The organism is Arthrobacter sp. 05T420 (assembly GCF_056396305.1).
In genome coordinates this window covers 144487-167236 of record NZ_JBFTLG010000012.1, presented here as the reverse complement: position 1 = coordinate 167236, position 22750 = coordinate 144487, and the positions used below count along the sequence as shown (strand labels likewise).

Annotated in this window: 24 protein-coding genes and 1 pseudogene; 8 read left to right on the top strand and 17 right to left on the bottom strand. The window is 67.4% G+C overall.

Annotation, left to right across the window (positions count from 1 at the left end):
* The 6 genes and pseudogenes from AC1DEM_RS13410 to fabF form a co-directional block, all read left to right on the top strand.
* Positions 1–292, top strand: a pseudogene (locus AC1DEM_RS13410) (pyruvate dehydrogenase (acetyl-transferring), homodimeric type); the annotation flags it as partial.
* Between the two features lie 219 nt (positions 293–511).
* Positions 512–1756 (top strand): PucR family transcriptional regulator, encoded by a 1245-nt coding sequence (locus AC1DEM_RS13405; protein ID WP_090578659.1) that lies wholly within the window; start codon positions 512–514, stop codon positions 1754–1756.
* Positions 1757–1843: 87 nt separating this feature from the next.
* Positions 1844–2773 (top strand): ACP S-malonyltransferase, encoded by a 930-nt coding sequence (locus AC1DEM_RS13400; RefSeq protein ID WP_476884821.1) that lies wholly within the window; start codon positions 1844–1846, stop codon positions 2771–2773.
* Entirely contained in the window at positions 2770–3831 is a 1062-nt protein-coding gene (locus AC1DEM_RS13395; protein ID WP_476884820.1) for a beta-ketoacyl-ACP synthase III, read from the top strand. The genes AC1DEM_RS13400 and AC1DEM_RS13395 overlap by 4 nt, the downstream gene beginning before the upstream one ends.
* A 200-nt stretch (positions 3832–4031) precedes the next feature.
* Positions 4032–4277 carry an acyl carrier protein gene (locus tag AC1DEM_RS13390; RefSeq protein ID WP_018773434.1) on the top strand — a complete coding sequence of 82 codons (246 nt, stop codon included), beginning with the start codon at positions 4032–4034 and terminating at the stop codon, positions 4275–4277.
* Positions 4278–4445: 168 nt separating this feature from the next.
* The gene (fabF, locus tag AC1DEM_RS13385) at positions 4446–5681 is read left to right on the top strand and encodes a beta-ketoacyl-ACP synthase II (protein ID WP_476884819.1); all 1236 of its coding nucleotides are present in this window, start codon (positions 4446–4448) and stop codon (positions 5679–5681) included.
* Between the two features lie 121 nt (positions 5682–5802).
* On the opposite strand, the gene AC1DEM_RS13380 is transcribed toward fabF, so the two are convergent.
* The 5 genes from AC1DEM_RS13380 to AC1DEM_RS13360 all read right to left on the bottom strand — a co-directional run bounded on the left by AC1DEM_RS13380 (position 5803) and on the right by AC1DEM_RS13360 (position 10768).
* Entirely contained in the window at positions 5803–6306 is a 504-nt protein-coding gene (locus AC1DEM_RS13380) for a DUF3145 domain-containing protein (protein WP_026266435.1), read from the bottom strand.
* 304 nt (positions 6307–6610) lie between these two features.
* Positions 6611–7510, bottom strand: coding sequence for a tyrosine recombinase XerC (locus tag AC1DEM_RS13375; RefSeq protein WP_476884828.1), 900 nt, complete (start codon positions 7508–7510; stop codon positions 6611–6613).
* Positions 7511–7627: 117 nt separating this feature from the next.
* Positions 7628–8815 (bottom strand): DNA-processing protein DprA, encoded by a 1188-nt coding sequence (dprA, locus tag AC1DEM_RS13370; protein ID WP_476884818.1) that lies wholly within the window; start codon positions 8813–8815, stop codon positions 7628–7630.
* A gap of 48 nt (positions 8816–8863) precedes the next feature.
* Positions 8864–10411 carry a YifB family Mg chelatase-like AAA ATPase gene (locus tag AC1DEM_RS13365; RefSeq protein WP_476884817.1) on the bottom strand — a complete coding sequence of 516 codons (1548 nt, stop codon included), beginning with the start codon at positions 10409–10411 and terminating at the stop codon, positions 8864–8866.
* The gene (locus tag AC1DEM_RS13360) at positions 10412–10768 is read right to left on the bottom strand and encodes a YraN family protein (protein ID WP_476884816.1); all 357 of its coding nucleotides are present in this window, start codon (positions 10766–10768) and stop codon (positions 10412–10414) included.
* Between the two features lie 267 nt (positions 10769–11035).
* Here AC1DEM_RS13360 and AC1DEM_RS13355 point away from each other — a divergent pair, with 267 nt between their 5' ends.
* Entirely contained in the window at positions 11036–11476 is a 441-nt protein-coding gene (locus AC1DEM_RS13355; RefSeq protein WP_476884815.1) for an HAD domain-containing protein, read from the top strand.
* Positions 11477–11490: 14 nt separating this feature from the next.
* Here AC1DEM_RS13355 and AC1DEM_RS13350 read toward each other — a convergent pair whose 3' ends face one another.
* On the bottom strand, positions 11491–13617 hold the full coding sequence (locus tag AC1DEM_RS13350; RefSeq protein WP_476884814.1) for an acyltransferase family protein: 2127 nt from the start codon (positions 13615–13617) through the stop codon (positions 11491–11493).
* Positions 13618–14156: 539 nt separating this feature from the next.
* Between AC1DEM_RS13350 and AC1DEM_RS13345 the strand changes: the two genes are divergently transcribed.
* Positions 14157–15017: a transglycosylase domain-containing protein gene (locus tag AC1DEM_RS13345; RefSeq protein ID WP_476884813.1), complete on the top strand. Its 861-nt coding sequence runs from the start codon at positions 14157–14159 to the stop codon at positions 15015–15017.
* Positions 15018–15057: 40 nt separating this feature from the next.
* Here AC1DEM_RS13345 and AC1DEM_RS13340 read toward each other — a convergent pair whose 3' ends face one another.
* The 11 genes from AC1DEM_RS13340 to AC1DEM_RS13290 form a co-directional block, all read right to left on the bottom strand.
* Positions 15058–15384 carry a DUF2469 domain-containing protein gene (locus tag AC1DEM_RS13340; RefSeq protein WP_018773443.1) on the bottom strand — a complete coding sequence of 109 codons (327 nt, stop codon included), beginning with the start codon at positions 15382–15384 and terminating at the stop codon, positions 15058–15060.
* A 90-nt stretch (positions 15385–15474) separates the two neighbouring features.
* A complete protein-coding gene (locus AC1DEM_RS13335) occupies positions 15475–16140 on the bottom strand; it encodes a ribonuclease HII (RefSeq protein WP_476884812.1) in 666 nt (221 codons plus the stop codon).
* A gap of 10 nt (positions 16141–16150) precedes the next feature.
* Positions 16151–17062, bottom strand: a complete 912-nt coding sequence (gene lepB / locus AC1DEM_RS13330; protein ID WP_476884811.1) for a signal peptidase I — start codon at positions 17060–17062, stop codon at positions 16151–16153.
* A 126-nt stretch (positions 17063–17188) separates the two neighbouring features.
* Positions 17189–17869, bottom strand: coding sequence for a signal peptidase I (lepB, locus tag AC1DEM_RS13325; RefSeq protein ID WP_476884810.1), 681 nt, complete (start codon positions 17867–17869; stop codon positions 17189–17191).
* A gap of 131 nt (positions 17870–18000) precedes the next feature.
* The gene (gene rplS / locus AC1DEM_RS13320; protein WP_476884809.1) at positions 18001–18360 is read right to left on the bottom strand and encodes a 50S ribosomal protein L19; all 360 of its coding nucleotides are present in this window, start codon (positions 18358–18360) and stop codon (positions 18001–18003) included.
* Between the two features lie 235 nt (positions 18361–18595).
* Positions 18596–19435 (bottom strand): tRNA (guanosine(37)-N1)-methyltransferase TrmD, encoded by an 840-nt coding sequence (gene trmD, locus AC1DEM_RS13315; RefSeq protein ID WP_476884808.1) that lies wholly within the window; start codon positions 19433–19435, stop codon positions 18596–18598.
* Positions 19436–20008, bottom strand: coding sequence for a ribosome maturation factor RimM (gene rimM / locus AC1DEM_RS13310; RefSeq protein ID WP_476884807.1), 573 nt, complete (start codon positions 20006–20008; stop codon positions 19436–19438). It abuts the gene before it with no gap.
* Between the two features lie 123 nt (positions 20009–20131).
* Positions 20132–20374 (bottom strand): RNA-binding protein, encoded by a 243-nt coding sequence (locus AC1DEM_RS13305; protein ID WP_018773450.1) that lies wholly within the window; start codon positions 20372–20374, stop codon positions 20132–20134.
* 1 nt (position 20375) lies between these two features.
* Entirely contained in the window at positions 20376–20801 is a 426-nt protein-coding gene (gene rpsP / locus AC1DEM_RS13300) for a 30S ribosomal protein S16 (RefSeq protein ID WP_026266438.1), read from the bottom strand.
* A gap of 230 nt (positions 20802–21031) precedes the next feature.
* Entirely contained in the window at positions 21032–21469 is a 438-nt protein-coding gene (locus AC1DEM_RS13295; RefSeq protein WP_277523468.1) for a hypothetical protein, read from the bottom strand.
* 403 nt (positions 21470–21872) lie between these two features.
* Positions 21873–22748 carry a VOC family protein gene (locus AC1DEM_RS13290; protein WP_476884806.1) on the bottom strand — a complete coding sequence of 292 codons (876 nt, stop codon included), beginning with the start codon at positions 22746–22748 and terminating at the stop codon, positions 21873–21875.
* Positions 22749–22750: the final 2 nt, after the last annotated feature.

Here is a 22750-nt window from a genome sequence, read left to right as displayed (position 1 = left end):
CGGCCCGATCGTGGCAGTCACGGACTACATGAAGGCCGTGCCGGACCAGATCCGCCAGTTCCTGCCGAACGAGTTTGCCTCGCTCGGCGCCGACGGCTTCGGCTTCTCGGACACCCGCGCCGCGGCACGCCGCTTCTTCAAGAACGACAYCCACTCGGTYGTGGTCCGTTCCCTGGAGATGCTGGCCCGCCGGGGCGAAGTGGATGCCCAGGCGCCTGCCCAGGCCATCGAGAAGTACCGCCTGCACAATGTCAATGCCGGCACCACCGGCAACGCGGGCGGCGACTCCTAACCGCGCTCCAGCGCAAAAGCGAACGTTCGACGGCGGTCCACACCTGTTGGTGGGGGCCGCCGTCGGGCGTTTAACGGCTCCGAGTCCCGGCGCGTTCCCGCCGCCTCCCTCCGCTGCCTCCCTCCGGGGGGCGGGCCGGCGGCGCTGTGACCCAAGGCAAAGCGAGTTGTAGCCTTCGCACAAATGGAGCTTGGACGGCGCGCCCCGTATGCTCAATGCATGGCAGAGCCGATCACCACTCCCGAAAAACGCAAGCCGGCCTCGAGGGCGATGACTCCGGAAAAAGCCGAGACCCTCAAGAAGCTCCGGGCCAGCGTGGGCCAGCTGTCGACGACGACGCTGCGCCAGCTGGAGAAGTCCCTGCCGTGGTACGGCCGGCTGAACTCGGATGAACGGTCCGCCCTGGGCATGGTGGCCCAGAACGGCATCGCAGCCTTCGTCACCTGGTACGAGCGGCCGAGCTCGCCGTCGTGGATCCTCTCCGACGTCTTCGGCACCGCGCCCACCGAGCTGACCCGCTCCATCAGCCTCCAGAAGGCGCTCCAGCTGATCCGGATCGTCGTGGAAGTCGTGGAGGACCAGGTCCCGGTGATCGCACCCGAGGCGGACCAAGGGGCCCTCCGGGAAGCCGTACTGCGCTACTCGCGGGAGGTCGCGTTCGCGGCCGCCGACGTCTACGCGCGCGCCGCGGAATCCCGCGGCTCCTGGGACACCCGCCTGGAGGCCCTGATTGTCGATGCTATCCTCCGTGGCGAAAACACCGACGCGCTGCGGTCCAGGATCGCGGCCCTGGGCTGGAAAGCACAGGAACGCTTCACCGTGATGGTGGGAAATTCCCCGTCGGAACCCAGCGCCAGCTACGTCAGCGAACTGCGGCGCACCGCGGGGCGCTTCGCCGAGGACGCCCTCGTGGGGATCCAGGGCGACCGTCTCATCCTGATCCTCGGCGGGGTCCATGACCGGGAGACCGCGTACCTGAAGCTCAGCGAACTCTTTGCCCCCGGCCCGGTGGTCTACGGCCCGGAGGCCGGTTCCCTCCTCGAAGCCAGCGGCTCCGCCCAGTCAGCCTTTGCCGGCCTCACCGCGGCCCGGGCGTGGCCTTCCGCGCCGCGGCCGGTGGCGGCCGATGACCTGCTCCCCGAGCGTGTGATCTCCGGCGACGACGCCGCCCGCCGCTCGCTGGTCAAGAACATCTACCGCCCGTTGCTGGCCGCCTCCAACGGCCTGGTGGAGACCCTGGGCACGTACCTCGAGCTGGGCCATTCACTCGAGGCGACGGCGCGCGAACTCTTCGTCCACGCCAACACGGTGCGCTACCGGCTCAAGCGCGTGTGCGACGTCACAGGCTGGGATCCGCTGCTGCCACGGGAGGCATTCGTGCTCCAGACCGCCCTTGTGGTGGGCCGGCTTTCGGCCCCGCCGAAGGCCCCCACGGAGCGGCAGCCTCCCCGCAACGGCTCCTGAACCGTTGTAGACTTCCTACAAACTGACCCAGTGAGCTTGGTGCATGAAAACACGAATGTTCACGCGGTAATTTGGAAAGCTGGTTACGTGCTTGCAATCGTTTGCCCTGGACAGGGCTCCCAGACCCCTGGTTTTCTGGCCCCCTGGCTGGAACTACCACCCGTCGCAGGCCTCCTGGCCTCCCTCAGCGAAATAGCAGGCATCGATCTCACCGCCCACGGCACCACCTCCGATGAGGAGACCATCAAGGACACTGCGGTAGCGCAGCCCCTGATCGTCGCCGCGGGCCTGGTGACCGCGAGCTCACTCTTCGACGTCGAACTCAGCACGCTGCCGGTCATCCTCGCCGGCCACTCCGTCGGCGAAATCACCGCGGCCTCGCTCGCCGGTGTGCTGACGGAAACCGAAGCCATGACGTTTGTCCGCGAACGCGCCAACAGCATGGCCGCCGCGGCTGCCGCCACCCCCACCGGCATGAGCGCCGTCGTGGGCGGCGACCCCGCGGACGTCCTGGCAGCCATTGGGGCGGCCGGAGCCACCGCCGCCAACGTCAACGGGGGCGGCCAGACCGTCGCCGCCGGCACCATGGAGCAGCTCAAGGCCCTGGCCGAGAACCCGCCGGCCAAGGCCCGGGTCATTCCGCTGAAGGTCGCGGGCGCGTTCCACACCGCGCACATGGCCCCCGCCGGCGCGGCCCTGCAGGCCCTGCGCCCGTCACTGCACCCCCAGAACCCGCTGGTTCCGCTGCTGTCCAACTTCGACGGCGCGGAAGTCACCGACGGTGCTGCCGCCGTCGACAGCCTGATCGCCCAGGTGTCCCGTCCGGTCCGCTGGGACCTCTGCATGGAGACGATGGTGCAGCGCGGGGTAACCGGCGTGATCGAACTGGCTCCCGCCGGAACACTGGCCGGCCTGGCCAAGCGCGGCATGCCCGGCGTCAAGACCGTCACCGTCAAGACCCCGGACGACCTCTCCGCGGCCCTGGCCCTATTTGCAGAACTGGAGGGAGGGGCATGAGCGTTCCCACTTTGAAGCAGGCGCCCGTCCAGGAAAACACCCGCATCATGGGTGTCGGCGCGTACCGGCCCAGCGTGATCGTGACTAACGATGACGTGTGCCAGTGGATCGATTCCTCGGATGAGTGGATCCGCCAGCGGACGGGCATCGTCACCCGGCACCGCGCGCCCGCCGATGTCAGCGTGATTGACATGGCCGAGGGCGCCGCACGTGAGGCACTGCAAAAGGCCGGCATCGAGGCCTCCCAGCTCGGCGCCGTGATCGTTTCCACGGTCACCCACCCGTACGCGACCCCCTCTGCTGCCGCGAGCCTCGCCGACCGCCTCGGCGCGACGCCGGCCCCGGCCTTCGACATCTCCGCGGCGTGCGCCGGTTACTGCTACGGCATCGCCCAGGGCGACGCCCTGGTGCGCTCCGGCGCGGCCGCCTACGTCCTGGTGGTCGGTGCCGAGAAGCTCTCCGACGTCATCGACAACACGGAACGGACCATCTCCTTCCTGCTCGGCGACGGCGCGGGCGCCGTCGTGATCGGCCCCTCCGACACGCCGGGCATCGGCCCGTCAGTGTGGGGATCGGACGGCAGCAAGTGGGATGCCATCGGCATGACCCACTCCATGCTGGACATCCGCGAGCTCGCCCTGACCGGCAAGCGCGGCGGCGCTGTCAGCGATGAGGAAGCGGCAGTGACCGACGCGTCCCTGTGGCCGACCCTGCGCCAGGACGGCCAGACCGTCTTCCGCTGGGCCGTCTGGGAGATGGCCAAGGTGGCCCAGCAGGCCCTCGACGCCGCCGGCATCCGGTCCGAGGACCTTGCCGCGTTCATCCCGCACCAGGCCAATATGCGCATCATTGACGAGATGGCCAAGAAGCTGCAGCTGCCGGAGACCGTCAAGATCGCCCGTGACATCGCCGACGCCGGCAACACCTCCGCGGCGTCCATCCCCCTGGCCACCCACCGCCTGCTTGAGGAAAACCCCGAGCTCAGCGGCGGGCTGGCGCTGCAGATCGGCTTCGGAGCCGGACTGGTCTTCGGCGCCCAGGTGGTCGTGCTTCCTTAGGCAGCCACCGCTTTTCCGAACTGAATACGTTCCGCCCGTTATACCTTTGCACCGCATGTCTTTCTTTCCGGGCTCGCCCCCATGCTGTGCTCAGCAAGCATTCCCGCACCAAGCCGAATCCTCGGTTTGAAATCATTCCCGCCCACGGCTGCCGGTATTTTTCCGGCGGCCGCGGGCAACAACCAGAAAAGGAGCCATCAATGGCTAGCAACGAAGAAATCCTGGCCGGCCTGGCTGAAATCGTCAACGAAGAGACCGGCCTGGCCACGGAGGCCGTCGAAATGGACAAGTCCTTCACCGAGGACCTGGACATCGACTCCATCTCGATGATGACCATCGTGGTCAACGCCGAAGAGAAGTTCGGCGTCCGCATCCCGGACGAAGAAGTCAAGAACCTCAAGACCGTCGGCGACGCCGTCAGCTTCATCGCCAACGCCCAGGCCTAGTCTGGCTTCCGCCGGCAACGGCGGACCCCGGTGCCCGGTCCGGGCGCTCCAGCAGTGCCCGGACCGGACCACCATCACATGCATGACCCCATAGTTTTCCCCTCGCAGGCCCCGGCCATCCCGTTCGCGGTTCCGGATACGGCAGGCGCACCGACAGAGAGTGATCCCATGGCACGCAAAGTAGTCATTACCGGTCTGGGTGCCACCACACCCATCGGCGGCGATGTCCCCACGATGTGGAAGAACGCGCTCAAGGGCGTCTCCGGCGCGCACACGCTTGAGGACGACTGGGTGGCAAAGTTCGAGCTGCCTGTCCACTTCGCCGCGCGCGCCACCACGCCCGCCCTCGATGTCCTGACCCGCGTCGAGGCCAAGCGCATGGACCCGTCCACGCAGTTCGCCGTCGTCGCCGCCCGCGAGGCGTGGGCCGACTCCGGCATCACCGAAATCGACCACGACCGTCTGGCGGTTGCCTTCGCGACCGGCATCGGTGGCGTCTGGACCCTCCTGGATGCCTGGGACACCCTGCGCGAAAAGGGACCCCGCCGCGTCCTGCCGATGACCGTCCCCATGCTGATGCCCAACGGCCCGGCCGCTGCGGTTAGCTTGGACCTGGGAGCCCGTGCCGGCGCCCACACCCCCGTTTCCGCCTGCGCGTCCGGCACCGAGGCCGTACACGTTGGCCTGGACCTGATCCGCGCTGGCAAGGCGGACGTCGTCGTCTGCGGCGGCGCGGAAGCCGCCATCCACCCGATGCCGATCGCAGCGTTCGCCTCCATGCAGGCGCTCTCGCGCCGCAACGACGATCCCGAGCACGCCTCACGCCCCTACGACCGTGACCGCGACGGCTTCGTGATGGGCGAGGGCGCCGGTGCCCTGGTGCTCGAAGCCGAGGAACACGCCCTGGCCCGCGGCGCCCGGATTTACGCCGAACTGGCCGGCACCTCGGTCACCGCCGACGCGTACCACATCACCGCCCCGGATCCCGAGGGCCTCGGCGCCACCCGCGCGCTGAAGGCCGCCATGTTCGACGGCCGCATACAGCCCGAGGACATCGTGCATGTCAACGCGCACGCCACCTCCACCCCGGTCGGCGACAAGCCCGAGTACGCCGCCCTCAAGGCCGCCCTGGGCCAGCACGTGGACAGCGTTGCAGTCTCGGCCACCAAGTCCCAGATGGGGCACCTGCTGGGCGCCTCCGGTGCCGTGGAAGCCGTGCTGACCGTCATGGCGATCTACGACCGCAAGGCCCCGGTGACCATCAACCTCGAGAACCAGGACCCGGAAATCCCGCTCGATATCGTCACGACGGCCCGGGACCTGCCCGCCGGCAGCATCGCCGCGCTGAGCAACTCGTTCGGTTTCGGCGGCCACAACGCCGTGATCGCGGTACGCAGCGTGTAGTTCCACCTCTCCGCAGCACGCCGAGAAGGCAGATGGCGGCAATGTTCTTCGTGAACATTGCCGCCATCTGCCTTTTGGCGCCTAGCTATGGAATTGCTGCGGTATAGCGCCCGGTTTGGCCCTAGCCGACCTGGTGGAGCCAGCGCACGGGGGCGCCTTCGGCGGCGTGCCGGAAGGGCTCGAGTTCCTCGTCCCAGGCCTCACCGAGGGCGAGCGAGAGTTCGTGGTAGACGGCCGAGGGGTCGCCGGCGCCGGATTCGTAGGCGTAGCGGATGCGGTCCTCGGACACCATGATGTTGCCGTGGACATCGGTGGTGGCGTGGAAGATCCCCAGCTCCGGGGTGTGCGACCAGCGGCCGCCGTCGACTCCCTGGCTGGGTTCTTCGGTGACTTCGTAGCGCAGATGCGCCCAGCCGCGCAGAGCGGACGCCAATTGAGCCCCCGTGCCCGGCGTACCGGTCCACGACAGCTCGGCCCGGAACATTCCGGGCGCGGCAGGCTGAGCGGTCCACTCCAAGTCCGTCCGCTTATCCACGACAGACCCTATGGCCCACTCAACGTGGGGGCACAAGGCAGTCGGGGCTGAGTGAACGAACAACACACCTCGGGTCAGTGCAACAGACATTCCATCCTCCATAGCTGTAGGTACGTCTTCCCCAACGACCTGTGCCTGGATGTCTGTCTGTTGCGCGGATCCGAAATTATGCCTGCGGTCCCTGCCAGACTACTAATATACAACCGGGTTCGAAGCTGGGACGTGGTTCATTCCAGCTTCAAGTTCAACTTGAAACTTCCCGGGCGTGAGTTTTATTCTGCCCTACCCCTCCTAATTACGCCAGTGCGATTCGGCGCGTCTTTCCCGGCGCGCCGCCACCGTCTCCGCGGACCGGTCTCCGGGCCGGCCCGGACACCGCCTTGCCGGGCAATCCTCAGGCCCGGGGGTGCGCCTGCTGATAGCTCTGCCGGAGCCTCTCCACGGACACGTGGGTGTAGATCTGGGTGGTGGCCAGGCTGCTGTGCCCGAGGATTTCCTGCACCGCACGCAGGTCCGCCCCGCCGTCAAGCAGGTGGGTCGCGGCCGAGTGCCGCAAGGCGTGCGGTCCGGTGGCGGCGGTGTCCCCCAGCCGCTCCAGCATCCCTTTGACCACGCTGCGGACCTGGCGCTGGTCCACCCGTCCGCCGCGGGCGCCCAGGAAGAGCGCTGGACCGCTGGTCCCGGTGGCGAGGGCCGGCCGGCCGCGGCGCAGCCAGTCATCGACGGCGAGCGCCGCCGGCAGCCCGTAGGGCACCGTGCGTTCTTTGTTGCCCTTGCCGAGCACCCGGAGGGTCCTGCGGTCCGGGTCGAGGTCGTCGATGTCCATGCCGGCCAGCTCGCCAACCCGGACACCGGTGGCGTAGAGCAGCTCCACCATGGCGCGGTTGCGCAGGGCCAGCGGTTCCCCCTCGGCCGAGGCGGATTCGGCGTCGTCCACGAGCCGCCGGACCTGTTGCTGGTGCAGGACCCCGGGCAGGGACTTCTCCCGCTTCGGGGCCTTGAGCCGCAGGGCCGGGTCGGCGTCGATCAGCTCCTCGCGGACAGCCCAGGCGGTGAAGGCCCTGGCGGTCGCGGCGCGGCGGGCCAGGGTGGCCCGGGACTTGCCGGACTCGCTCTGGGCGCCCAGCCAGCGCCGCAGGGTCCCGAGCTCCACCCCGGCAAGGTCCTGGACCCCCTCGGTTGCCGCGTGCGCCAGCAGGCTTTCGACGTCGGAGAGGTAGGCCCGCACGGTATGGGCGGACCGGCCCCGCTCGGCTTCCAGGTAGCGGCAGAAGCGTGCGGCGGCAAGCTGCATGGCGGAAGGCAGGGCGGCGGGGGGATCCTGTGTTGACACCCTCCTACTGTCGCAGTAATCCCGGGGCATTCAAGGAGCCGGTCGGCGAGCCGCGCCTTCCCGGCGGCGCTCGTCACGTCAGTCTGCTTTCCTGGAGCGTTTCCAGCCGCCGTGCCGGGATTCCGCCAGGCCCAGCAGCCCCAGCCGGCCAAGCCCGGCGCGGACCGAGTCCGGGCTCAGTCCGGCCACAGTGGCCAGCTTCTCGATAGAGCTGGTGGTGCGCAGCGGCAGGGCATCAAGCAGGATCAGGTCCTCCAGGGTCAGGCCGTCGTGGACCTCGGCCCGGCCGGCCTTGTCCGGGGGCATCGCCTCGCCGCTCGGGGAGGCGAGCTCGGCGATTTCCCCGGCATCCGTGACGCACACGGCCCCGCCTTCGCGCAGGAGCCGGTGGCAGCCGGCGGAGTTGGCGCTGTGGATGGAACCGGGCACGGCGCCCACGGCCCGGCCGAGGGTTTCGGCATGGTGGGCCGTGTTGAGGGCGCCGGAGCGCCACCGGGCCTCGACGACCACCGTGACGGAGGCCAGCGCCGCAATGAGCCGGTTGCGCTGCAGGAACCGGTAACGGGTGGGCGCGGATCCGGGCGGGACCTCGGCCAGGACCGCGCCGTGGTCCGCCACCGCCCGGAGCAGGTCCTCGTTGCCGGAGGGGTAGAAGCGGTCAACTCCCCCGGCCATGACGGCAATGGTGGGCACGCCGCCCGTGCCGCCGGCCAGGGCGGCCCTGTGGGCGTGGGCGTCAATCCCGTAGGCACCCCCGGAGACGATCGTGAAGCCACGCTGGGCCAGCGAGTACGCGAGGTCACCCGTGACCGAAGCCCCGTAGCTGGTGCTGTCCCGGGACCCCACCAGGGCTATGGACTTGGTGGCTGGCGGCAGTTCCTGCGCCACACCGCGCCACCACAGGCAGAAGGGCTCCTGCAGGCCGAGGTCCGCCAGCTGGCGCGGCCACAACTCATCCGTGGGAATGATGATCCGTCCGCCGAGCCGCTGCATGGTGGCCAGGTCCCGCTCCGGTGCGAGGTCGGGCACGCGGGGCGCCCAGCGCTTCAGTGCCTCAGTGAGTCCTGACCAGCTGCTGCCAGAGCCACTGTCCGCCAGGATTCCGGTGATCTCCTGCTCGAGCTCGGGACCGGCCTCGAGCCCGCCGCTGGCAATCCGCAGGGCGTCTTGCGCTCCCGCGGCCTGCACCAGTGCCAGCGCCGCCGCGTCCTGCGGTTCGAAAAGCCGGGACAGGGCGGCCCGGGCTGTTCGTTCGTCATCAATCATGGTTGTTCCTTTCGCGGAGGCTAGGGGCGGCGCCGTGCTGGGACAGGCTTAGGGGTAGGCCGTGGCGGCCTGGCGGAGGCCCAGCGCCTGCCCGACATCGTCACCGTCCGGCGCGTCGCGCCGGGAGAGGTCCGCAAGGGTCCAGGCGAGACGCAGGACGCGGTCGTAACCGCGGGCGGTCAGGACACCACGCTCCAGTGCGTAGTCCAGGATGCGGGTGGTGGGGGCATCGAGCCGGAGAGCTCCGCGCAGCAGCCGCCCCGGCACCTGCGCGTTGGTTTCCATCCCGAATGGCAGCAGCCGCTCGAGCTGGCGGCTCCGGGCGGCCCGGACCCGTTCCGCGATGCTGGCGGTGCCTTCCTCGGGCGCAGGCTGGCCGAAGCCGGCGAGCGACACCCGCTCGACTTCGAGCTGGATATCCACCCGGTCCAGCAGCGGCCCAGACATCCGGGCCTGGTACCGGCGGCGCATGGTGGGGGTGCAGATGCAGTCCACCCCTTTGCCAGTAGCCTTGCCGCAGGGACACGGGTTGGCCGCGAGGACCAGCTGAAACCGGGCGGGATAGGCTGCTGACCCGGCGGAGCGGTGGATGACCAGCTCACCGCTTTCCAGCGGCTGCCGCAGGGCGTCCAGGACGCCGCGATCGTACTCCGGCGCTTCGTCAAGGAAGAGCACTCCGCGGTGGGCACGGGACGCCGCCCCGGGCCGCGGCAGCCCGGACCCGCCACCGATAATGGCCACGGCGGTGGCGGTGTGGTGCGGGTTCTCGTAGGGTGGCCGGCGCAGGAGCTGCACGGAGCCCGACGGCAGCGAACACAGGGAGTGGATGGCGGTGACCTCCATGGCCTCGGTGTCGCCGAGGTCCGGCAGCAGGCCGGGCAGCCGCTCGGCCAGCATGGTCTTGCCGGCGCCCGGCGGTCCCGTCAGCAGCAGGTGGTGGGCGCCGGCAGCGGCCACCTCCAGGGCGTGCCGCGCCGCTGCCTGGCCGGAGACATCGCACATGTCAGGTGCCAGTGCGGGGCTTGTGTCTGTACCGGGGCCGTCCGCGTCGTCCGGCTCGGGTTCGAAATCGAGCGCCAGGTCCTGCGGGTCCGCGCCGCAGTCGAACGCGAGCCGGGCCAGTGTGCCGTAGCCCCGGACCTGTGCCCCCGGGACGAGCTCGGCCTCTGCCACGTTGGCCCGCGCCACGATGACCTCGGGATAACCGGCCCGGACCGCGGCCATCACGGCCGGAAGGATGCCCCGGACGGGTCGCAGCCGCCCGTCCAGGCCAAGCTCGGCGATAAAGACCGTGCGGCCCGTGGGCCGGATGTCTTCCGCCGCCAGCAGTACCGCCATGGCGATGGCGAGGTCGAAGCCCGAGCCGCGTTTGGGCAGGGACGCCGGGATGAGGTTGGCCGTGATCTTCCGGCGGCTCAGCGGGATCCCCGAGTTCTGGGCCGCGGAGCGGATCCGTTCCTTGGCCTCGTTAAGTGAGGCGTCCGGCAGGCCCAGGATCACGAACGCCGGCAGGGTCTGGCCGATGTCGGCCTCGACCTCCACGATGTAGCCGTTGAGGCCCACGAGGGCGACGGAATAGGTCCGGCCCAGGGCCACCTACCCCACCCCCTTGAGGTGCTCGACGGCGGGCTCCCCGACGCCGTCGTCCAGCACGGCGATCACGTCCACGCGTCGCAGAGGCATCCGCACCTCATGGTCCCGGCACCACGCCGACGCGAGCCGGTGGAGGCGGGCCAGCTTGTCCGCGCCGACCGCCTCGAAGGGATGCCCGTACGCCAGGGACTTCCGGGTTTTCACCTCGGCGATGACCAGCGCGTCGCCATCGAGCGCGACAATGTCGATCTCACCCTCGGCACAGCGCCAGTTCCGGTCCACCACCCGCATACCGAGCGATTCAAGATACCCGGCGGCGAGTTCCTCCCCGCGCCGGCCCAGCACATCCTTGGCTCTCATGACACCAGCGTGGGGTACCGCTACCTACGAACACAGGGAACACTTTGGCTATGTGGAAACTTCCCCGAAGCGCGGGCCGGGGGCCCCTGGTCCGGGCTGTTCGAGGGCTGGCCTAACTTGGACAGCCATGTTAGGAACGACAGCAAGGCCAGCCATCTACGAATGTTCTGTAAGCGGAAGACAGACAACGGAGGTGAGGAGCGCCGGCTACCCGGTTTCAAGCTGGTTAACTGCATGCTCGCGGAACGAACCGCAGGAGGAACAGGAATGAAAGTACTTTTCCTCGATGTTGATGGAGTCGTCAACCGCGTGGGTACGAGAGAGCGCTATCGCGGCTTCATGGGCATCGACCCCGTCCTGGCATCAAAGGTCGGCAAGATCATCCTCGACACTGATGCGGCCGTTGTCCTTACGTCCACATGGCGTCACTTCCAAGGCGGCCGTGAAGAAGTCGACCGACACGTCTACAAGACCTTTGACGTTACTCCGACAGCCGACACTGGTTTTCGTGGCGAGGAAGTGAAGATGTGGCTGGACCAGCATCCGAACGTCACCCGCTTTGCCATTCTCGATGATGACACCGACTTCTATGATGATCAGCCGTTATTCAAGACCAACTGGCAAACGGGAATCACCGACGAAGTTGCGCAGCAGGTAACCGAGTATCTCAACAGCAAGGAGAAACCCCCCGGTGGCAGACAAGGGTGAAAGGTGAACCGCTGCTAGCCGAGGGAACCTGTTGGCGGTACGAACTTTCCGAGAATGGGTCCCAGCAAGGCGCTGAATTCCTCATTCAGGTGATTCGTATCGAAGTAGACGACCACTCCACCGATCACCGCGTAGCAGTCTCGACGGTCGCAGAAATGGTCCGTCAGGTCGATCAGGGAAACGCCGGGATTTCGAGCAGACCTGGCGGCCATGGTGAGCGGATCCTGCGGCTGCGCCACTGCCAGCGGAACAGCGCACTGGGCCGGATTCGCCTCATTCAAGGACACGCAGTCCGCGGACCTCACCCCGGCATTCAACGGAGGGTCCGCCAGCACGTAAACTTTGGCGCCCGCATCCGTCCACTTCTTCCATGTCCGCTCGAACCCCTCGCCAAACTGCTGCCCTTCCGGGGCCCCAGAGCCGTCGTCGACCTTCATATCCCGGGCGAATGCGGAGGAAAAGACGGCGGCCGGCCGGTCCGTGGCGACGGCGCCGGCAACAGCCGCGGACCAGTCCATGCACCGTCTCGCTTCGGCCGGGTTGGTCTTGCCCTCATACCCAATGAAATGAACGTCAGACACGGGGCAGCCGCCGAGCATGGCCGTCTTGACCAGCCAATGCCGTTCCCGGGCCAGGGCAAAGATGGCACCCTGCCACTGCTGGGCGTGGGAATCCCCCACCAGCCAGACAACCTTGGGATTTGGCCTGCCGGCGGAGAAATCACACGAAACGTGCGTCTTGGTTCCGCCTGCCATCAGGGCCGTGAGTGCAGCCCCGCATTCCGGCGCCACGTTCCAGTACCGGTTGGCCTCTGTCATGACGGGAACGGTGGCCGGCCCGAAGCGGCCAGGGCAGTGCGCGCCTGGTTCCATGGCCCGGGGTCCACGGCAGGGCGAACGCTCTGCCGTGGCGATGGCCTCCTCCGCGGCAGCGTTCTGCACCCCCCAGGCCCAGGTTTGGCCTGCCGCGATGCAGCCGATGACCGCAATGCCTGCCGCCATCGCCAGGAAGCTGCGGCGGTTACTGCGGGCCAGGATTCGGGCTTTCTGTCCGCGGTCTTCGACAAAGGCCTTGGTGACGGCGGCCAGGGCAACCGCTACCAGTACGATTGCCAGCTTGTCTATCGAACCCAGTTGCCTGTCCAGCACGAACGGGGCCAGAACAATAAGCGGCCAGTGCCAGAGATAGACCGAATACGAAATATTGCCAAGATACTGGACAGGGCCCACGGCAGTCACCTTGTCATGCACCAAGGGTCCGCGACCGCCGCTGGCGATGACCAGTGCCGTCCCCAGCACCGGCAGGAGCGCGGCGACGCCGGGGAAGTCGGTCTGCTCGGTAAAGAACAGACCGGAGAGCAGTATCAGGGCCAGCCCGGATAAGGATGCCGCATTGGCCGCTGCCCGTCCGAGGGCAAGCCGGGGCCCCGCGACGGCGATCAACGCCCCGGCACCGAACTCCCATGCACGGACCGGGGTCGCAAAGTACGCCTGGTTGTGGGCGAACTCAGTCATCAGCACAGACACGATCAGGCTTAGGATGCAGAGACCACCGATGCCCAGGCCAAGCACCCGCTCCGGGCTCCGCTTCAACCGGCGCGCGAGCACGAAAAGTCCGGCCAGAAGCAGCGGCCACAGCAGATAGAACTGTTCCTCTACTGACAGAGACCAGTAGTGCTGGGCCACCGTTGCGGACTGCGTCGACGCCGAGTAGTCGACAGATTTGGCGGCCAGCACCCAGTTTTCGCCGTAGATGGCGGTGGCCAAGACTTCCTGGGCCGTGGCCGGCCAGCGGGAGAACGGAAGCCAGATCATGACCGCGGCGCTGGCTGCTACCAGCACCAGGAAAGCGGCCGGCAGCAGGCGCCTGACCCGCCGGGCATAGAACGATGTGAGGCGCAGACGGCCCGTTGCGGACAGCTCCTTGTTCAGGTGCGAAGTGATCAGGTAACCGGAGATGACAAAGAACACATCCACGCCCACGTAACCGCCGGTCAGCCGGGCGGGCCACAAATGGTTCAGCACCACTAGGCCGACGGCCACAGCCCGGAGCGCCTGAATGTCCGTGCGAAAAGCTGCCCGCCCTGTCCGTGCTGGTGGGGACTCCGCACGTGCGGACTCGGACAAAAGTGCTGTGGGCATGGAGGAAACGATAGTGCATTCTCAGCAACGGCCCGGCCACCGTCAGAGCCTCCGGCTGAACCGAGCCCCAGGCGCGTTACCGCAGGTCATCTGCCGGATCGCGTGTCCGCGAGCAGACGTCCGAAAATTCCCGCAGGGCAGGCGGCGCCAGGATTCAAAACCGTGGCGGCATTGACGGGACCTGTTGAGGCGATTGTCAGGCCACGAAACGTAGCCAGCGCCCGCATGGCCCGCCTAGGCTTTTCCCAACCCCCTGGCACTCCGCTGGGGCGCCTGCATTCTTTCCAAAGGAGCGGCGTATGGATGATCGCGCGGCTCCGACGCTGGCGGAGACCCAACCGTTGGGAACGTACCAGCCCACGGAACCGGTTCCCCGCGAGCCGGGTGGGCAGGCTGCGCCCACTTGGTTCCCGCCAACGCCCGGGCGCCAGCCGGTGCCGGCGTCAGAGTCCACGCCGGCGCCCGCGCCAACCCGGCCTGAGCCTGGGCCTGAGCCTGAGCCTGGACCTGCGGCTCCGGCGGTAAAACGCAAGCACCGGATGCGGCGGCTCCTCGCCAGGGTCTTCAAACTCGGCCTCGCCATGGTGGTCCTCACAGAGCTGGCCGCCGTCTCTTTCATCTGGTTCGCTCCACCACGTACCGCCTTCATGCTGCAGACCGGCGGCCCGATCGCCTACCAGTACGTATCCCTGAACCACATCAGCCGCTACGTCATTGCCGCGGCCGTTGCCCACGAAGACCAACGGCTGGGAACGCGCGTTGGCGCGTTCGACTTTGATGATTTCCGGGACAGAGCGGTCGCCTACCTGCAGGGGAAGGAAGACCCGAGCGGCTCCACGGTCCCGCAACAGCTCGTGAAGAACATCTTCCTGTGGCCTGAACCGAATCCGCTGAGGAAGGGCCTGGAGGCAGGGCTTGCGACCGAGTTCAGCCTCACCCTGAGCCCGCAACGGATCATGGAGCTGTATCTGAACTACGCGCAATTCGGTCCGAAGCTGTACGGCATCTGTGCAGCGAGCTGGTACTACTTCGACGAACCCCCGTGGAAGATGTCCGAGTATCAGGCCGCGCAATTGATGGGGGTCCTGCCACTGCCCACACTCGTCACCCGGTCCGCCGAAGGTGGAATCTATCTGGGCCCGGGGGTCCATCCCAAAGTGTGGGACTACGTCAACGGTGCGGCCAACGTGTGGGTCCCCAAACAGATCGAGGGTCTCGGCGGATGGAAGGCGGCCGTGGCAACCATCGGCATCTCCGACACAGCGACCGACCACGCGGCCGAGCGAGGAACCGCAAACCCGGATGGCTGCAGTTCGTACCCGAAGAGTGTGCTGGACCTGCTGCGGCAGCACGGCATTGCACTGGACCGCAACGGGCACCCAGCGCCACTGAGAGGCTAGGAAAACTGGGGCTAAGAAGACCAGGGCTGGGAAGCCAGGGTCAGTTGCCCAGGTCCTCGACCTTGGGAAGGGCGAGTTCCTCGCTGCGCGGCAGTTCCTCGACGTTGACGTCCTTGAACGTGATGACGCGGACGCTCTTGACGAACCGGGCGGAGCGGTAGACGTCCCACACCCAGGCGTCCTGCAGGGTCAGGTCGAAGTAGACCTCGCCGTCGGCGCTGCGGGCCTGCAGGTCAACGTGGTTGGCAAGGTAGAAACGCCGTTCGGTCTCGACCACATAGCTGAACAGCCCGACGACGTCGCGGTATTCGCGGTAGAGCTGTAGCTCCATGTCGGTTTCATAGTTTTCAAGGTCCTCGGCACTCATGGTTCCATCTTGCACCATCCGGCGCCGGCCGCGCGCCACCGAGCCGGAGCCGTGCGCCACTGGCCGCCACCGGCGGGGAGCGCCTGCCCGCTAGAGCAGCTGCCAGCTGACCCGGTGGTAAGGCGTGGGTCCGGCGGTCCGCAGCGCCTCCTTGTGCACCCCGGTACCGTAGCCCTTGTTCTCGTCCCAGCCGTAGGCAGGGTATTGGAGGTGCAGCTCGCACATCATCGCATCACGCTCCACCTTCGCGAGGATGCTGGCCGCGGCGACGCTAAGGCACTGCATGTCGGCTTTCACCAGCGTGTGCACCGGCGCGTCGCAGCCGGGTTCGGCGGGGCCTTCGTCAAACAATGAGGGCTGGAGATCGGGCGAGAGCCAGTTGTGGCTGCCGTCCAGCAGGACCACCTCGGGCCGGAAACCGGCGGCGAGGACGGCGAACCAGGCCCGGTTGCCGGCAAGGCGGAGGGCGGCAATGATCCCGAACTCGTCAATCTCGTTCGCGGACGCATGTCCGACGGCGGAGGCGACGCACCACTCCCGCACCAGCGGCACCAGCCGCTCCCGGTCCGCGACCTTGAGCAGCTTGCTGTCCCGGACATCGGCCAGGAGCTTTTGCTGCTGCAGGTCCACGACGGCGATCCCCACGCTGACGGGGCCGGCGAGGGCACCGCGGCCCACCTCGTCGATGCCTGCGAGAAGCCGGGCGCCGGAGCTGCGGAAGCGGCGTTCGTAGTCGAGGGTAGGGGCGACTGACATGGCGGGCGGCTTACTTTCCGGACGGTGCGGGCACGGCCCGGAAGACGTCCGGGTAGTTATCCAGGGCCGATATCCTGTTCAGCGGCCACGCGATGACGGCAGCCTTGCCTTCGATGTCGGACTCGTTGACGAAGCCGCCATTGGTGTCCATGTGGGCGCGGGAATCGGCCGAGTGGTTGCGGTTGTCGCCCATGACCCAGACCTTGCCCGCGGGCACCACGACGTCGAAGTCGCGAACCTGGGGAATCTCTGCGGAATTGATGTACTTCTCGTTCAGCGGCGTGCCGTTGACGGTGAGCTGCCCGCCGGCGTCGCAGCAGACCACGTGGTCGCCCGGGAGCCCGATGACGCGCTTGACCAGGTGCTGTTCCGAGTTATCCGGAAGCAACCCGACGAACGTCAGCCCGTCCTGCACCCAGGTAAACGGGCCCTTCGTCTTCGCGGCTGCGGGGGCAAGCCAGCCCTGACTGTCCCTGAACACCACGACGTCCCCGTGTTGGAGCGCCATGGGCTCCGGCACGAGGAGGTTCACGAAGATGCGGTCGTTCACATCGAGGGTATTGACCATGGATTCGGACGGGATGTAGAAGGCCCGGAACAGGAAGGTCTTGATCAGGAAGGACAGCACGATTGCCACGATGACCACCGTGGCAACCTCCTTCAGCCACAGGAAAAGTGGACTGTGCCCTTCACGGGCCTTGGCCTTCCTGGCCCGGCGCGAGGACGCATCCGCGTGGGCGGGACCGGCGGCCCGGTCCCTGTCGGCCCGGTCCCTGGCGGCCCGGTCCCTGTCGGCCCGGTCTCTGTCGGTCGGTTCCCCGTCGCCTTGGTCGCCGTCGCCCTGGCCGCCGATCCGATCAGCTCGCTGCGCTCCGGTGCCATCGTCCTGCGACGCCGACGTCGGGGCACCAGCACGCGCCACAGGCCCCGCCGCGTCTGGCGCTCCAGCCGGTGGATCCGCCGGCTCGTCCCCGGGGATCGCCGAGGCGGTAACCCGGGGTCGGTCCTGACCCTGCGGATCAGGAGTGCGCGGTTCGGTCTCGGGCATCTACTGTCCGTTCGTCGTCGTCGTTGTCGCAGCCGGTTCGGGCCGCGCTACTGCTGCAAATCTATCAAGCGGCCAGATGATCTGTACCGGTCTGCCAATGACGCGTTCCAGCGGCACCATGCCGCCGCCCGGGGCGCCGAGGAGGCTCCGGGAATCGGCCGACAGGGAGCGGTGGTCCCCCATGAGCCAGAGCCGTCCCGCCGGCACCTCAACAGCGAACTTCACCTCGCTGGGGTTGTCACCCGGATATATGTACGGTTCCGCAACTTGCTGGCCGTTGACTGTGAGCTTGCCGCCGGCATCGCAACAGACCACGCGGTCGCCCGGCAGTCCGATAACGCGCTTGACATACGTGGTGTCGCTGCCCGCGAGGCCCAGCCAGCGTCCGGCCTCGGCGAGGGTGTCCACCACGGGGCCGTTGCCGCTGCCCAGGGGGGCGAAGGAGCCGCGGCCGTCGAAGACCACTACCTCCCCCCGGCGCAGGGGTTCAGCCTGGAAGCCGGTCCGCGCCACCAGGATCCGGTCCCCGGTGTGGAGGAGCGGTTCCATGGAGGCGGACGGGATGAAGAAGATGTCCACCCACAGTGAGCGGACCACGGCGCTGATGACCACGGCGAGCACCAGCGCCAGCAACGCAAAACGCCAGCCCGGTTTCCTGGGCTGGCGTTTTGGCTGTTCCATGTTCCGTATCCCTTGGCGCTGTCGTGAACTAAATTGCGCTGTTGCGGATAACTCCGGCGCCGCATTAGCTGACGCACCGGGTACGGTCCGTGGAGCCGCGGTGGAAGCCTGCGGTGTAAGTCTGGAAGGACTTACTTAGCGGGCTGGAAGTCGCGCTTTTCCTTGATCTTCGCGGCCTTACCACGCAGGTTACGCATGTAGTAAAGCTTGGCGCGGCGCACGTCACCCTTGGAGACGAGCTCGATCTTGTCGATGATCGGGGAGTGCACCGGGAAGGTACGCTCTACGCCGACACCGAAGGAGACCTTGCGGACGGTGAAGGTTTCGCGGACGCCATCGCCGTGGCGGCCCAGGACGAAGCCCTGGAAGACCTGGACGCGGGAGTTCTTGCCTTCGATGATGTTCACGTGAACCTTGATGGTGTCACCCGCGCGGAACGCGGGAACATCGGTGCGCAGCGAGGCTGCATCTACGGAATCGAGGATATGCATTGATCCACTCCTGGTGAACGCCACAGGTCACTCACGTTGGGTTACGGCGGCCAAACCCGGGGGCATATGCCGCCCGGAAATTTCCGCCGAAAGTTTGTCAATCCGGCCCTGTCAGGAATAGACGGGACCGGGGTGCCGGGCTGTTGGTAGCGCTCCCCCTGTGGCAGGTTCGCAACCCAGCAGGCACAAGGACTAATTTTGCCACATTTTATGCGGGTTAGCCCAATCCCGGCGGTTAGGCGTCGGGACGGCGCACCAGGTGCCCGTCGACGACGTCGTACCCCAGGTCAGCGAACGCCGTGCGGTCCGCGCGCGGCAGCTTGCCGGCGTCGAACTCCGCGAGCAGGTCGGGGCGGCGTTCGGCGGTGCGCCGGTATTGCTCGTGCCGGCGCCACTGGGCGATCTTGCCGTGGTTGCCGCTCAGCAGCACCGCCGGGACGTCCCGGTCCCGCCAGCTGGAGGGCTTGGTGTAGACGGGGTACTCGAGCAGCCCGTCCGAGTGGGACTCCTCCACGAGGGACTCGGGGTTGCCGACGACACCGGGCAGCAGCCGCCCGATGGCCTCAACCATGGCGAGCACGGCCACTTCGCCGCCGTTGAGGACGTAGTCCCCCAGGCTCATCGGGCGCACCGTGAAGTGGTCCGCGGCCCATTCCAGGACCCGTTCGTCGATGCCTTCATAGCGTCCGCAGGCGAACACCAGCTGGTCTTCCTCCGCCAGTTCGTGCGCGGTGGCCTGGGTGAAGCGCTCCCCCGCCGGCGACGGGACGATCAGGACCGGTTTGCCGGCAGATCCGGCAGCACCGGCAGCGTCGGGGGCGCCGGCGTCCTCGGAACGCTCCATCTGCCCGGCGGCCACGGCGGTGAGGGCCTGCGCCCATGGCTCGGGCTTCATGACCATGCCGGCGCCGCCGCCGTAGGGGGTGTCATCCACGGTCCTGTGCCGGTCGGTGGTGAACTCCCGCAGGTCATGGACCCTCAGGTCCAGCAGGCCGTCCTGGCGGGCCTTGCCGATCAGCGACAGCTCCAGCGGGGCCAGGTAGTCCGGAAAGATGCTGACGACGTCGATTCTCATCTACGCGATGCCCTGGGCTTCGGGGTCCTGGTCTTCGGGGTTCTGGGCTTCGGGGTTCTCGTCGGTGTTGACCTCGAACAGTCCGGGGGGCGGGGTGACCAGGACGTATTTTTCACCCACATTGACCTCGGGCACAATCTGCTCCACGAACGGGATCAGGACTTCCTTGCCGTCGTTCGCGGTGACAACCAGCAGGTCCTGGACGGGCAGCGTGTGCAGTCCGGAGACCTTGCCCACCACATTGGCGCCCACCCGGACGTCCAGGCCCACGAGCTCGTGCTCGTACCAGCCTTCATCGTCGTCGTCGGCGCCGATTTCTTCGGTTTCGATGAACAGCTTCGCGCCGCGCAGGGTCTCGGCCTCGTTGCGGGTCTCGATCTCATCGAAGGCCAGCAGCAGGATGTCTTTGTTCCAGCGGGCGCTGATCACCGTCAGCGGCCCGGCAGAGGCGGGTTCCACGATGAACTGCGTGCCGGGGACAAAGCGGTCGCCGGGCGCGTCGGTGAGCACCTGAACGGTCACTTCGCCGCGGATGCCGTGGGGCTTGCCGATTCGTGCCACCTGGAGCTGCATCTGTTCCTCTGTTCGGGGTTGGTGATTCTGTAGGTCTGGTGCGTCATTACGGGAAAACAGTCCGGCCCCTCCACCATTATCTGGTGAAGGGGCCGGACTCAAGACAAGTAGTGCTGAAAAGCGTTACCGGCGGCGGTCGGTGTCGACGACGTCGACCCTGACCGGCTCGCCGTCCGCCAGTGCCGCAACCACAGTGCGCAATGCGCGTGCGGTGCGGCCCTGCCGGCCGATCACCCGTCCGAGGTCGTCCTGATGAACGCGCACCTCGAGGGTTTCCCCGCGGCGGTTGTTCTTCGCACTGACCTTGACGTCCTCGGGGCTGTCAACAATCCCGCGGACCAGGTGTTCGAGCGCTTCTGCCAGCAATTTACTCTGCCTCGGTGGTCTCTGCTTCGGCGGCGTCGGCGGGAGCCTCGGCAGCTTCGTCCTTCTTGGCCTTCTTGGTGATGGCTTCCGGGATGATCACGGAACCCTTTTCCGGGGTAACGAAGGCAGCCTTGGGAGCCTTGGTCTTCAAGGTTCCCTCCTGGCCCGGGAGACCCTTGAACTTCTGCCAGTCACCGGTGATCTTCAGGATCGCGGCAACCTGCTCGGACGGCTGTGCGCCGACGCCGAGCCAGTACTGGGCACGGTCCGTGTCGACCTCGATGTACGAGGGCTCTTCGGTCGGGTGGTACTTGCCGATCTCTTCGATAGCACGGCCATCACGCTTGGAGCGTGAGTCCATGACGACGATGCGGTAGTACGGTGCGCGCATCTTACCGAAGCGCTTAAGGCGAATCTTTACGGCCACTTTTGTGGTCACTCCTGTTTCTGAAACGGGGTCGAGCCCGGCGTTCTGCACCCGTGGGGCGGGCCGTACTTGGGGGTTCTAAAGGACAAGATCCAGACGCGGAGAGAGGGGCCACGCAGATCGAGTACCTGTTCATTGTGCCAGATCACCGGCAGGATTTCGACTTGACACGAGCCCCGCGTACCGGCGGGCGGCCTGGACAGGGCGAAAGACGCGGCGATCCGCGCCGGTCAGGAGGTCCAGACGTAGAGGCCAGACCTGGTTGCGGGGTCCACTCCGGCGGCGAGCTCGGCGATCCGGCGGACATAGCCGCGCGCCTCGTCCGGGCCGAAGGGCATGTCCTCCTCGGCGGCCCAGTTGGCCGCGACATCCTCAAGGACGTCGCCCTCCCCTTCGGTTTCATAGCTGAGCAGTTCCGCAAGCGTGCGGACCATCGCGGCGGGGACGCCGAGCAGCGAGTCGCTGGCCACGTCAACCATGGCCAGCTCATAGTCCGCGCCCGGGGCGTGCACGGCCACTCCGGCGAGGTCTCCGAGCCGCTCCACCTCGAAGTCACTGATGTCCGGGATCCGGACGGCCCCCGGCGCGGCCGGGCCGCCGCCTTGGAGTGCGCCGGCGCGCTTGAGGGCTTCTTCGTGGGTGGACACAAAGAGTTCGGTGAATCCCATGCAGCTGGTCCTTAAGGTTCGGCGGTACGCGGACCGCTGTTTTCGCACGTCATCCCAGCCTAGCGCTTCGGCCCGGCTGCGCCTGGAGTGGACATGTCCCGCGGCCCTGCCAGCCACATGGGGACATGTCCACCGCTGGCCCGGCCATCCCCCGCCACTTCCCGCGGGCATGCCCTCCGCCGGCCGCGACCAGTGGACATAAAGACGCTATATCCACTCCCGGGCGCGGCAAATGGACATGTCCCGCGGCCCTGCCAGCCACATACGGACATGCCCACCTCTGACCCGGCAATCCCGTGCCACCTCCCGCGGGCATGCCTCCGCTGGCCGCGACCAATGGACATATAGGAGCCATGTCCACTGCTGACCCACTGCGCTGGGCATGCCCCTCAAGGCTCGGGCTTTAGCGAACCGCGACGCGGATCCGGTTGCGCCACGGGTCCTCGAAGCGCAGCTCGGCGCCAGTGTGGTGCGAGTCGATGCCGGCGACCTTGAGCCGGTCGGCCAGGGCGGCGACGTCGTCACCGGACGGCACTTCGATGAGGACCTCACCCAGGCCCAGCGTGTCGCGCCGGGGGCCCGCGCCGCGGCTGTTCCAGACGTTCATGGCCATGTGGTGGTGGTAGCCGCCGGCCGAGACGAACAGCGCCTGGCCGTGCCAGCCCGCGGTCTTCTCGAAGCCCAGCGTGCCGACGTAGAACTCATGCGCCGACTGGACGTCGCCCACCTGGAGGTGGACGTGCCCGACGCCGGCGGCGGCCTGGCGCTGGCCGGTCACGGACTCCTCGGTCAGGTACTGCTGCAGGTAGCGCTGCGGCGGCAGGGCGAGGCTGTCCATGACGACGTTCTTGCCCTCCCAGGACCAGGCCTCCCGCGGCCGGTCCCAGTACAGCTCGATGCCGTTGCCTTCGGGGTCGTTGAAGTAGAAGGCCTCGCTGACGAGGTGGTCCGCACTGCCTGTGAAGGACTGCGGCTCGTACTGAGCCGCGCTGGCAATGGTGGCCGCCAGCGAGTGCTGGTCCTCGAAGAGGAGTGCGGTATGGAAGAGACCGGCCTCGCCGCGAGACGGAAGATTCAGGCCAGGTGCGGGTGCCAGGTGGACCAGCGGCTTCTGCTGGCGCCCGAGGTAGAGCCCGCCGTCCTGTTCGGCCACAGTCTCCAGGCCGAGGGCGCGCTGGTAGTAGTCGGTCATGAGCTTCATGTCGCCGACCTTGAGCATCACAGTGCCCATGGTGAGTTCGGCAGGAAGGAGGTCCTGCGTGCTGGCTTCTGCGGTCATTG